Source organism: Blastococcus aurantiacus (assembly GCF_900102425.1).
Taxonomy (GTDB): Bacteria; Actinomycetota; Actinomycetes; order Mycobacteriales; family Geodermatophilaceae; genus Blastococcus; species Blastococcus aurantiacus.
In genome coordinates, this window is sequence record NZ_FNBT01000003.1 from 113,827 (window position 1) to 125,343 (window position 11,517).

The 11,517-nt window shown below is 73.0% G+C and carries 12 protein-coding genes; 5 read left to right on the forward strand and 7 right to left on the reverse strand.

The window, feature by feature from the left end; all coding sequences use genetic code 11:
- Window positions 1-45 precede the first annotated feature (45 nt).
- Genes BLS70_RS07200 through BLS70_RS07210 form a run of 3 tightly spaced genes read right to left on the reverse strand, consistent with a single transcriptional unit; the run spans window position 46 to window position 3,334 of the window.
- Entirely contained in the window at window positions 46-1,038 is a 993-nt protein-coding gene (locus BLS70_RS07200) for a CPBP family intramembrane glutamic endopeptidase (RefSeq protein ID WP_091765183.1), read from the reverse strand.
- A complete protein-coding gene (gene gltX, locus BLS70_RS07205) occupies window positions 1,035-2,519 on the reverse strand; it encodes a glutamate--tRNA ligase (protein WP_091765186.1) in 1,485 nt (494 codons plus the stop codon). Before gltX ends, BLS70_RS07200 begins: the two co-directional genes overlap by 4 nt.
- Window positions 2,516-3,334: a fumarylacetoacetate hydrolase family protein gene (locus BLS70_RS07210; RefSeq protein ID WP_091765188.1), complete on the reverse strand. Its 819-nt coding sequence runs from the start codon at window positions 3,332-3,334 to the stop codon at window positions 2,516-2,518. The genes gltX and BLS70_RS07210 overlap by 4 nt, the downstream gene beginning before the upstream one ends.
- Before the next feature lie 42 nt (window positions 3,335-3,376).
- On the opposite strand from BLS70_RS07210, the gene BLS70_RS07215 reads away from it, so the two are divergent.
- From BLS70_RS07215 to BLS70_RS07225, 3 genes are all read left to right on the forward strand, one after another.
- Entirely contained in the window at window positions 3,377-3,757 is a 381-nt protein-coding gene (locus BLS70_RS07215) for a VOC family protein (protein ID WP_091765190.1), read from the forward strand.
- Window positions 3,758-3,869: 112 nt separating this feature from the next.
- Window positions 3,870-4,199, forward strand: a complete 330-nt coding sequence (locus BLS70_RS07220; protein WP_091765194.1) for a putative quinol monooxygenase — start codon at window positions 3,870-3,872, stop codon at window positions 4,197-4,199.
- Window positions 4,200-4,278: 79 nt separating this feature from the next.
- Complete coding sequence (locus tag BLS70_RS07225) at window positions 4,279-4,692, forward strand: hypothetical protein (protein WP_091765197.1); 414 nt, start codon at window positions 4,279-4,281, stop codon at window positions 4,690-4,692.
- Window positions 4,693-4,711: 19 nt separating this feature from the next.
- Here BLS70_RS07225 and cimA read toward each other — a convergent pair whose 3' ends face one another.
- A complete protein-coding gene (cimA, locus tag BLS70_RS07230) occupies window positions 4,712-6,301 on the reverse strand; it encodes a citramalate synthase (RefSeq protein ID WP_091765200.1) in 1,590 nt (529 codons plus the stop codon).
- Between the two features lie 180 nt (window positions 6,302-6,481).
- On the opposite strand from cimA, the gene BLS70_RS07235 reads away from it, so the two are divergent.
- A complete protein-coding gene (locus BLS70_RS07235; RefSeq protein ID WP_091765205.1) occupies window positions 6,482-6,913 on the forward strand; it encodes a hypothetical protein in 432 nt (143 codons plus the stop codon).
- Window positions 6,914-7,001: 88 nt separating this feature from the next.
- On the opposite strand, the gene BLS70_RS07240 is transcribed toward BLS70_RS07235, so the two are convergent.
- Window positions 7,002-8,024, reverse strand: a complete 1,023-nt coding sequence (locus tag BLS70_RS07240; RefSeq protein WP_091765208.1) for a 3-isopropylmalate dehydrogenase — start codon at window positions 8,022-8,024, stop codon at window positions 7,002-7,004.
- A 16-nt stretch (window positions 8,025-8,040) separates the two neighbouring features.
- Entirely contained in the window at window positions 8,041-9,654 is a 1,614-nt protein-coding gene (gene serA / locus BLS70_RS07245; protein ID WP_255362291.1) for a phosphoglycerate dehydrogenase, read from the reverse strand.
- A 151-nt stretch (window positions 9,655-9,805) separates the two neighbouring features.
- Between serA and BLS70_RS21025 the strand changes: the two genes are divergently transcribed.
- A complete protein-coding gene (locus BLS70_RS21025; protein WP_218122317.1) occupies window positions 9,806-10,426 on the forward strand; it encodes a DUF805 domain-containing protein in 621 nt (206 codons plus the stop codon).
- Between the two features lie 59 nt (window positions 10,427-10,485).
- Here BLS70_RS21025 and ilvC read toward each other — a convergent pair whose 3' ends face one another.
- A complete protein-coding gene (gene ilvC, locus BLS70_RS07255; protein WP_091765224.1) occupies window positions 10,486-11,511 on the reverse strand; it encodes a ketol-acid reductoisomerase in 1,026 nt (341 codons plus the stop codon).
- Window positions 11,512-11,517: the final 6 nt, after the last annotated feature.

Here is an 11,517-nt window from a genome sequence, read left to right on the forward strand (position 1 = left end):
CCGAGAACACGATACCCGACGGTCGGCCGGGCCGGTGCACCCCCCTCAGGTCCGCGCGCCCCGGCGGGCGGCCAGGGCGACGAAGGCGGCCAGCCCCACGACGCCGACCAGCGCGAACGCCTGGCCCGGGCCGTCGGACCCCAGTCCCGGGACGGCGTCCTCACCCAGGACGGCCCCGAGCAGCAGGACCACGACCGCGACCACCACGTGCAGCGCGATCGCCGCCTCCACGCCGCCGGTGAGCGCCACGGCGGCCGAGGCGGCCAGCCCCAGCGCGACGCGGCCGAGGAAGCCCGTCAGGTCGTCGGTGCCGTACGCGGCAGCCCACAGCAGCGAGGTGACGACGGCGGCGACGACGGCCCCGGCCCGCGGTCGGCCGATCCAGGCCGCCACCGCCTGGGCGAGGTACCCGCGGAACAGGACCTCCTCCGCGGCGGCCCGCAGCGGCACCGTGAGCAGCCCCACGAGCAGCACCCACGGCAGCTCCGCCACGTGACCGGGCACCTCCCGGTCGGCCAGCAGGACGGCGCCCGCGACCCCCAGCGCCACGTTCGCGCCGGCGGTGGCGAGCGCGACCAGCAGCAACCGGCGCAGCAGGGGCACGCGCAGCCGGCCCGCCACCGAGAGCCCGCGGCCTGGACCCACGCCGTGGGCGATCGGCCAGGCCAGGAGCACCGCCGGCAGCGCGACGGCCAGGAACAGGTCCGTGACCAGGAGGCCGCGCCAGCTCAGCGGTACGGGATCGAGGTCGGCACCGGTGCCGGTGAGGACGTGGGTGATGCGGGTCAGCACCAGGGCGATGCCGAGCAGGAAGGCGATGACCGCCACCCCCGCCAGCGGCCGCCACCACGCCCAGGAGGCGCCGCGCATGGCCAGCAGGAAGGGCGTCGGACCGGCCGGCTCCGGCGCCTCGGGCCCGGCGTCCCCCTCCGGCGTCGCGGCCGGGGCGCGCAGCTCCGCCGACGGCGCCCGCGTGGGCGGCGGTCCGGCGTAGGGCTCGAGGTCCCGTTCGCGCTCCTCCGGCCCCGCGGCGGTCATCCGCCGGCGATCTCGCGCGCCCCGGCGAGCCGGGCGAGGGTGCGCTCGCGCCCGAGCAGCTCCATCGACTCGTACAGCGGCGGGGAGACGGTGCGGCCGCTGACGGCGACGCGGACCGGGCCGAAGGCCTGCCGAGGCTTGAGCCCGAGCCCGTCGACGAGTGCCGACTTCAGCGCCGCCTCGATGCCGGGCGTGCTCCACTCCGCCAGCTCCTGCAGCGACGTCGTCGCGGCGTCGAGCACGGCGGCGGCGCTCTCGCCCGACAGCTGCTTCTCGGCGGCGGCCGGCTCGATCTCGACCTCGTCGACGAAGAGGAAGCGCAGCAGGCCGACGGCCTCGGACAGCACGATCATCCGCTCCTGGGCCATGGGTGCGATGGCGGCCAGGACGCGCTGCTGCTCCTCGGTCGGCGGGTCGGCGACCAGACCGGCGTCGGCGAGGTACGGGACGACCCGGTCGGTGAACTCCTCGACCGGCAAGGCACGCAGGTGCGTGGCGTTGATGGCCTCGGCCTTCTTCAGGTCGAAGCGCGCCGGGTTGGCGCTGACCCGGGTGACGTCGAAGGCCTCGACCATCTCGGCGGTGGAGAAGATGTCGCGGTCCTCGGCGATCGACCAGCCCAGCAGCGCCAGGTAGTTGGCAAAGCCCTCGGGCAGGAAGCCTCGTTCGCGGTAGACGTCGAGGTTGGACTGCGGGTCGCGCTTGGAGAGCTTCTTGCTGCCCTCACCGGTGACGTAGGGCAGGTGACCGAAGCGCGGGGTGCCCTGGGCGACGCCGATCTCGGTCAGGGCGGCGTAGAGCGCCAGCTGGCGAGGCGTGGAGGGCAGCAGGTCCTCGCCGCGCAGCACGTCGGTGATCTGCATCAGCGCGTCGTCGACCGGGTTCACGAACGGGTACAGCGGGGCGCCGTTGCCACGCACGAGGACGTAGTCGGGCACCGAGCCCGCGGCGAAGCGCACCTCGCCGCGCACCAGGTCGGTCCAGACGAGGTCCTCGTCGGGCATCCGCAGCCGCAGCACGGGCGAGCGGCCCTCGTCGCGGAAGGCGGCCTTCTGCGCGTCGGTGAGGAAGCGGTCGTGGTTGTCGTAGCCCAGCTTCGGGTCCTGGCCGGCGGCGCGGCGGCGCGCGTCGACCTCCTCGTTGGTCGAGAACGACTCGTAGGCGTGGCCGGACTCGAGCAGCTTGGCGGCCACGTCGCGGTAGATCTCGAAGCGCTCCGACTGCCGGTAGGGCCCGAACGGGCCCCCGACCTCGGGGCCCTCGTCCCACTCCAGCCCGAGCCAGCGCAGGCAGTCGAGCAGGTGCCGGTAGGACTCCTCGGAGTCGCGGGCGGCGTCGGTGTCCTCGATGCGGAAGACGAAGGTTCCGCCGGTGTGCCGGGCGTGCGCCCAGTTGAACAGCGCCGTCCGCATGAGGCCGACGTGCACCATGCCGGTCGGCGACGGGCAGAACCGCGTGCGCACCGGATGGGGAGCGGTCATCGGGCGCCACCGGCGGTGGACACGGCGTCCGCGTCGGCGACGGAGTTGGCCAGGGTGCCCAGCCCCTCGATGGTGCACTCGACGCGCTGGCCGGCGCGGATCGGCCCGACCCCCGCCGGGGTGCCGGTGAGGACGACGTCGCCGGGCAGCAGCGTCATGACCCGCGAGATGTAGGAGATCAGCGTCGGGATGCCGAAGATGAGCGAGCTCGTGCGACCGTGCTGGCGGCGCTCGCCGTCGACGGTGCAGGTGACCTCGAGGTCGGCGGCGTCCAGGCCGACACCGGGGAGGTCGGTCTCGATCCAGGGGCCCAGCGGGCAGAAGGAGTCGAAGCCCTTGGCGCGGGTCCACTGCCCGTCGCTCCGCTGCATGTCCCGCTCGGTGACGTCGTTGCCGATCGTGTAGCCGAAGACGCTGGAGAGCGCCTGCTCCGGGGAGACGTTGCGGGCGCCCCGGGCGCCGATGACCACGGCCAGCTCGGCCTCGTGGTGCACGTTCGTGCTGCCCGCCGGGATGCGGATGGCGTCGCCCGGGCCGATGACCGACGTCGACGGCTTGAGGAACAGCAGCGGCTCCTTCGGGGCGTCGCCCGTCAGGCCCTTCATCTCCGCGATGTGGTCGGCGTAGTTCTTGCCCACGCACACCACCTTGCTGGGCAGGATCGGCGAGAGCAGCCGGATGTCGGCCTGCTCGTAGCGGGCGCCGGTGAAGGAGATCTGGCCGAACGGGTGCCCCTCGATCTGGGCCACCTGGCCGTCTCCGTCGAGAACGCCGAAGGACATGCCCTGGGGTGAGGCGAAACGAACGATGCGCACGGGCCGAGGTTAGTCGGGCCGCATCCTGACTACCGTCCGACCATGGCCTGCCGCTTCTCCGAACTCGTCGTCAACAGCCGCGACCCCGAGGCACTCGCCGCCTTCTGGGCTGCGGTGCTGGACTACCGCGTCCTCGGCCGGGAGGAGGACGGCTCGGTGGAGATCGGCCCCGCCGAGGGCTTCGGCGGCGCAGCACCCACGCTGGTCTTCGGCCCGGTCGCCGACCCCACGCCGGGACGGCGCCGGCTGCACATCGACGTGAACCCCACCGATCGCGACCAGGACGCCGAGCTGCAGCGGCTCCTGGACCTCGGCGCCGTCCCCGCGGACGTCGGCCAGACCGGCGACGAGGGCTGGCACGTGCTGGCCGACCCCGAGGGCAACGAGTTCTGCCTGCTACGCACAAGGCTCGACCCCCTCTGAGCACGGTCGCGCCGAGTGGGGCCCGGAGGGTCCCGCGCAGGCGCGACGGACGCGCTCCATGCCGCCGGGGGACGGCACGTGGCCGCGGTGTCGGCCGGAGGCCGACAATGTGATGGTGATCCTGATCGTCGTGAAGTTCCCCGTCCGCCCCGAGCGCGCCGACGAGTGGGTGGCGCTGGCCGCCGACTACGCCCGCTCCGTGAACGCCGAGGAGGGCAGCCTCTTCTTCGAGTGGTCGCGCAGCCTCGAGGACCCGGAGACCTTCGTCTGCGTCGAGGGCTTCCGCGACTCCGAGGCCGGCGCGGCCCACGTCGGCACCGACGCGTTCAAGCGCTTCGTCGAGCAGGCCCCCGAGCTGGTCGCCGCGCAGCCGCAGATCATCTACGTCGACGCCCCCGACGTCTCCGGCTGGGGCCCGATGGGCGAGATCCAGCCGCGCTGATCCCGGCCCGGAACCCACCGGGCCGTCCGCACGTCCTGGTGCCATGAGGCGACTCGTCCTTCCCGCTGCCGCGTGCTTGATGACCGTGACGGCGTGCAGCGGCTCCACCGAACCGCCGTCGTGGTTCGCGCAGCGGACGGAGCTCCCGAGCTGCGGCGAGGACGAGGAACACACCGCCGGCTACCCCGACCGGGAAGCGCGCACCTGCTTCCGGGAAGCGTTCGAGGCCGACCGCCCGGCGGAGCTGACGCGCCTGACGTACGGCGACGAGGGCGAGTCGATCCGTACGCACTTCCGGGTGCTCGGCAGCGCTCGATACGAGATCGTCGGCCAGCACTTCGACGGTCCCGCCGATGGATCGGACCCGTCAGGCAGGGGCCGGTACGAGTGTGACCGGTTCGTGTTCGTCGACGAGCCCGGCGCCGGGAGCGACGGCGCCCCCGAGACCAACGCCGCAGGGGAGTGCGAACAGGTCGAGCACGTCAGCGCGTAGCGCACGTCCAGCTGGACGCTCAACCGGCGGCGGGGCGGCGCAGGACGGCGTAGGTGAGGGCGTCGACGAGGGCGTGCCAGGAGGCCTCGACGATGTTGGCGTGGACGCCGACCGTCGTCCACTCCCCCACCCCGTCGGTGGTGTCGATGAGCACGCGGGTGGTGGCGCTCGTGCCGCCGCGCCAGCCGAGGATGCGGACCTTGTAGTCGGCCAGGGCGACGTCGGCCAGCTGCGGGTAGCGGTTGACCAGCGCCTGCCGCAGCGCGTTGTCCAGCGCGTTCACCGGGCCGTTGCCCTCGGCGGTGCTGATGAGCCGCTCCCCGTCGACGTGCACCTTGACCGTGGCCTCGCTGACCACGACGCCGTTGCCCCAGTGCTCGACCGAGGTCTTGTAGCTCTCCAGCTCGAACAGCGGGGCCGGGGCGTCGGGCAGCTGGCCGCGCAGCAGCAGCTCGAAGGAGGCGTCGGCCGCCTCGAACGACCAGCCGTCGGCCTCGAGCACCTTGACCCGGTCGACCACCCGGCCGATGGCGTCGGACTGGCCGGTCAGGTCGACGCCGAGCTCGCGGCCCTTGAGCTCGACCGAGGCGCGGCCGGCCATCTCGGTGACCAGGATGCGCATGTCGTTGCCGACGACGGCGGGGTCGAGGTGGTTGTACAGCTGGGGGCTGACCTTGATCGCGCTGGCGTGCAGGCCCGCCTTGTGCGCGAAGGCCGACGCGCCGACGAAGGGCTGGTGGTCGTCCGGGGCGATGTTGGCCAGCTCGGCGATGGCGTGGCTGACCCGCTGCAGCTCGGGCAGGCACTCGGCCGGCACCACGGGCAGCCCCATCTTGGTGACCAGGTTGCCGATGAGCGCGAAGGTGTCGGCGTTGCCGGCGCGCTCGCCGTAGCCGTTGGCGGTGCCCTGCACGTGCGTGACCCCGGCCTCGACGGCGGCCAGCGAGTTGGCCACGGCGCACCCGGTGTCGTCCTGGCAGTGGATGCCCAGCCGCCCGCTCACCCGAGCGCGGACGTCGGTGACGACCCGGCTCACGCCCGAGGGCAGCATCCCGCCGTTGGTGTCGCAGAGGACGCCGACCTCGGCGCCGGCGCCGAACGCTGCCTGCAGCACGGCCACCCCGTAGTCGCTGTCGGTGGCGTACCCGTCGAAGAAGTGCTCGCAGTCGAGGAACACCCGCCGGCCGTGGCCCACGAAGAAGGCGACGGTGTCGGCCACCATGGCCAGGTTCTCCTCCAGCGTCGTCCGCAGCGCCTCGCGGACGTGCCGGACGTCGGACTTGGCGACGAGGCACACGACCGGCGTCCCTGCGTCGAGCAGCGCGCGCACCTGCGGGTCGTCCTCGACCCGGACCCCGGCCTTGCGGGTGGACCCGAAGGCGACCAGCTGGGCGTGCTGCAGCTTGAGCTCGGTGCGGGCGCGGGAGAAGAACTCGGTGTCCTTGGGCAGCGCACCCGGCCAGCCGCCCTCGATGAACCCCACGCCGATCTCGTCCAGCAGCCGGGCGACGGCGAGCTTGTCCGCCACGGAGTAGCTGACGCCCTCGCGCTGGGCGCCGTCGCGCAGCGTCGTGTCGAAGACGTGGAAGTCGGTCGCGCTGGTGGTCATGGGGTCTCCCGGGTGGAGGTGCTGCCGGCCCGAACACGAAAAAGACCCCCCGGGTACGGGAGGTCTGCGCGCAGTCGGGAGGTGACTGCGCGCTAAACGATGATGATCGTGCGGGTGGCGTACATCGCGACGAGTAAATCACGCGCCGGAGCGCGCACCGCCCTGGCAGGCTCACTGCCCGTGATCCCGACCGACTGGACCCCCGTGCACCGCGCCGACGGCGAGCTGGTCGGCTGGATGGCAGCAGACGGTCGGCCGCGGCTGCTCACCGGGGCGCCGCTGGCCGCACCCGCCGACGACGGGATCCAGCTGCTGCGTTCCCGGGGCCTGGCCGCCCTGGACCGCCGCTGGTGGGCGCGGCTGCCCGGCGAGCCGATGACCGGTGTCATCGACGCCGGGAAGCCGGACGAGGACTGGACCTGGCAGCCGGTGGTGCTGGTGGAGTCCTCCCCCACCGGCTGCACGGTCCGCCCGGAGTGGCCCGCGCCCGGCGAGACCGGCCGCGCCCTGCTCCCGGTCCCCGTCGGCGACCTCCTGATGGAGGAGCCACCGCCGGAGTCACCTGACGACGTGGCCCCGCAAGACGGCGCCGAGTGCTCGGCGCCGGCCTGACCTGCCCGCCCGATCGAGCACTGTGCGCGGATGCGCAGTTCCGTCGTCCAGAAGTGCGCATCCGTGCACGGTGCCGGAGTGCGAGGCGTCAGCCGCTGGCGAGGGCGGCCAGCCGGTCGCCGACCTGGGTGGTCCGGATCTGCTGCTGCGGGTCACGGGTCGACAGGTCGAAGGCGACGGCGGCGTTGACCTTCTTCGCCTGCTCCGTGCGGCCGAGGTGGTCCAGCAGCAGCCCGACCGACAGCACCGTGGCGGTGGGGTCGGCGATGCCCTGGCCGGCGATGTCGGGGGCCGAGCCGTGCACGGGCTCGAACATGCTCGGGTTGGTGCCCGAGGCGTCGAGGTTGCCGCTGGCGGCCAGCCCGATGCCACCGGTCACGGCCGCAGCGATGTCGGTGACGATGTCGCCGAACAGGTTGTCGGTGACGATGACGTCGTACCGGCCCGGGTCGGTGATGAAGAACATCGAGGCGGCGTCCACGTGCTGGTAGGCGACCTGGACGTCGGGGAACTCCGCGGAGACCTCCTCGACGATCCGCGACCAGAGCCCGCCGGCGTGGGTGAGCACGTTGGTCTTGTGGATCAGCGTCAGGTGCTTGCGCGGCCGGGTGACGGCCCGCTCGAAGCCATACCGCACGACCCGCTCGACGCCGAACGCGGTGTTGAGGCTGACCTCGGTGGCGATCTCCTGCGGGGTGTCCTTGCGCAGCACGCCGCCGTTGCCGACGTAGGGACCCTCGGTGCCCTCGCGCACGCAGAGCATGTCGATCGGCCCCTCGGCCGCCAGCGGGCTGCGGACGCCGTCGTAGAGCCGGGCCGGCCGCAGGTTCACGTGGTGGTCGAGCTCGAAGCGCAGCCGCAGCAGCAGCCCGCGCTCCAGGATGCCCGGGGGCACGCTCGGGTCGCCGATGGCGCCGAGCAGGATCGCGTCGTGCCCGCGCAGCTCGTCGAGCACCGTGTCGGGCAGCAGCTCACCTGTCTGCTGCCACCGGGCCGCGCCGAGGTCGTAGGGCGTCGTCTCGAGGTCGGGGGCGACCTCGCGGAGGACCTTGAGCCCTTCCGCCACGACCTCGGGGCCGATGCCGTCTCCGGGGATCACTGCCAGGCGCATGGGGACCGACCCTAGGTCAGAGGGTGTCGAGGTCCGCGGCGCGGGCCTCGCGGGCGCCGATGCGACCGGCGATGTCCTCGAGCAGCTCGGGGCTGACGGGGCTGTCGACGGTCACGGCCATGAGCGCCTCGCCGCCCTCGGTCGTGCGGCTGACCTGCGCGCCGGCGATGTTGATGCCGGCCTCGCCCAGCGCCGCACCGACGGCACCGACGACGCCCGGGCGGTCGGCGTAGGTGAAGAACAGCAGCCGGCCGTTCGCGGCCAGGTCGATCTCGAAGCCGGCCACCTCGGTGAGCCGGGCGACCTGGTTCTTGCCGTACAGCGTGCCCGACACGGTGACCTGGCGGCCGTCGGCCATGGCGCCGCGCACGGTGACGAGGTTGCGGTAGGTGGGGCTCTCCGGGTCGCTGGTCAGCGCCACCTCGAGGCCGCGCTGTTCGGCGAACAGCGGCGCGTTGACGTAGGTGACCTGCTCCTCGACGACGTCGGAGAAGACGCCCTTGAGCACGGCGAGCTGCAGCACCGCGACGTCGAACTCCGCGAGCTTGCCGCGCACGTCGACGGTCACCGACTGCGCCAGGCCACCGGCGACGGCGGTGAACACCCGGCCGAGCTTCTCGGCGAGCGGCAGGCCGGGGCGGACGTCCTGGGCGACGACGCCCCCGGCCTGGACGTTCACGGCGTCGGGGACGAATTCGCCCTGCAGCGCCAGGCGCACGGAGCGGGCCACGGCGGTGCCCGCCTTGTCCTGCGCCTCGGTGGTGGAAGCGCCCAGGTGCGGGGTGACGACGGTGTTCGGGAGCCCGAACAGCGGGCTGTCGGTGGTGGGCTCGGTGGCGTAGACGTCGAGGCCCGCAGCACCCACCTGACCCGACTGCAGCGCCTCGGCCAGTGCGGCCTCGTCGACCAGCCCGCCGCGCGCGGCGTTGACGATGATGACGCCGCGCTTGGTCATCGCCAGCTGCTCGGCCCCGATCAGGCCCAGCGTCTCGGGGGTCTTGGGCAGGTGGATGGAGATGAAGTCCGACTCGCGGAGCAGCTCCTCCAGCGAGACCAGCCGGACGCCGAGCTGGGCGGCGCGGCCGGGCTGGATGTAGGGGTCGTAGGCGATCAGCGTGACGCCGAAGGCAGCCAGCCGCTGCGCGAACAGGACGCCGATCCGGCCGAGACCGACGACGCCGACGGTCTTCTCGGTGACCTCGACACCCATGAACTTCGAGCGCTTCCACTGGCCCTCGCGCAGGGTCGCGTCGGCAGCCGGGATCTGGCGGGCGGCGGCCAGCAGGAGGGCGACGGCGTGCTCGGCGGCGCTGACGATGTTCGACGTCGGCGCGTTGACGACCATCACCCCGCGCTCGGTGGCGGCTTTCACGTCGACGTTGTCCAGGCCGATGCCGGCGCGGGCCACGACCTTGAGGTTCGGTGCGGCAGCGAGGGCCTCGGCGTCGATCTGCGTGGCGCTGCGGATCAGCACGGCGGCCGCGTCGGCGAGCGCGGGGAGGAGCGCGGACCGGTCGGCGCCGTCGACGTGGCGGATCTCGACGTCGGTCCCGAGCACGTCCAGCACGCTCGGGGCCAGCTCTTCGGCGATCAGGACGACGGGCGCGGTCCCCGGCACGGTGGCTGTCACGGAGACGCAGCCTAGGGAGCGGCCGGTACACCGACACGAGCGGGTTGCGGTTCGGCGACGACGTCCTCGGCGTTCACTCCTGGCCCCTAGACTCCGCGCGCCAGTGCTCCGCCGCGCCGGTGGAGCCACCTGACCCGAAGGATGACGCCTCGTGACGAACCCCCCCGGCAGTGGTTCCAACCTGCCTCCCGAGGACCAGCCGGGCTGGGGCGCCCCTCCCCCGCAGCCCGGGTACGGCCAGCAGCCCGGGTACGGCCAGCAGCCCGGCTACGGCCAGGCCCCCGGCTACGGCCAAGCCCCCGGCTACGGCCAGCAGCAGCCCGGCTACGGCCAGGGCTACCCCGCGGCGCCCGGCTACTCCGCCCCGTCCCCCGCCACCCCGCAGATGGACATCGGCACCGCGGTGCGCAGCGTGCTCACGCAGTACGTCGGCTTCTCCGGCCGGGCGCGGCGCTCGGAGTACTGGTGGTTCGCTCTCGCCTCGTTCCTCGCCTCGATCGTCGCCTCGATCCTGGACGTGGCCCTCACCGGCGCCGCAGCCGGGGCAGGACTCTTCAGCCTGGTGCTCACCCTGGGCTTGCTCCTCCCCAGCCTGGCCGTGGGCGTGCGGCGGCTGCACGACACCGGCAGGTCCGGCTGGTGGATGCTGATCAGCTTGACGATCATCGGCATCATCGTGCTGATCGTCTTCTTCGTCCAGGACAGCGAGCCCGGCCCCAACCAGCACGGCTCCTCGCCGAAGTACCAGGCGGCCGGCGGCTACGGCTACTGACACCAGCACGACGAAGGGCCCCGCTGCCGATCGGCAGCGGGGCCCTTCGTCGTGCAGGGTCAGCGCGCGGCGGTCCCGGTGTAGTCGTCGGAGGCCGACACCCAGCTCATGAGGCCGCGCAGCTTGCGCCCGGTCTCCTCGATGGGGTGCGCCTCGGCGGCGGCACGCTTGGCCTTGAAGTCCGGGGCACCGGCGTCCTGGTCGGCGATGAAGGCCGCGGCCCACGAGCCGTCCTGGATGGCGGTGAGGACGTCCTTCATCGACTGCTTGACGCGGGCGTCGATGACCTTCGGGCCCGAGGTGTAGTCGCCGTACTCAGCGGTGTCGGACACCGACCAGCGCTGCTTGGCGATGCCGCCCTCGTACATGAGGTCGACGATGAGCTTCAGCTCGTGCAGGCACTCGAAGTAGGCGACCTCGGGCTGGTAGCCGGCCTCGGTGAGGGTCTCGAACCCGGCGGTGATCAGCGCACTGGCGCCACCGCAGAGCACGGCCTGCTCGCCGAACAGGTCGGTCTCGGTCTCCTCGGCGAAGGTCGTCTTGATGACGCCGGCGCGCGAGCCGCCGATGGCCTTGGCGTAGGACAGGGCGAGCGCCTGGGCGCTGCCGCTGGCGTCCTGCTCGACGGCGATGAGGCAGGGCACGCCCTTGCCGTTCTCGAACTCGCGGCGCACCAGGTGGCCGGGGCCCTTGGGGGCGACCATGGCGACGTCGACGCCGGCCGGGGGCTTGATGTAGCCGAACCGGATGTTGAAGCCGTGGCCGAAGAACAGCGCGTCGCCGTCCTGCAGGTTGGGCTCGACGGACTCGGTGTAGAGCGTCCGCTGCACGTGGTCGGGCGCGAGGATCATGATCAGGTCGGCCTCGGCGGACGCCTCGGCGGGCGTCACGACGCGCAGGCCCTCGGCCTCGGCCTTGGCGCGGCTCTTGCTGCCCTCGGGCAGGCCGACGCGGACGTCGACGCCCGAGTCGCGGAGCGACAGCGCGTGCGCGTGCCCCTGGCTGCCGTACCCCAGGACGGCGACGGTGCGCCCCTGGATGATCGAGAGGTCGGCGTCGTCGTCGTAGAAGATCTCGGCGGCCATGTGCTG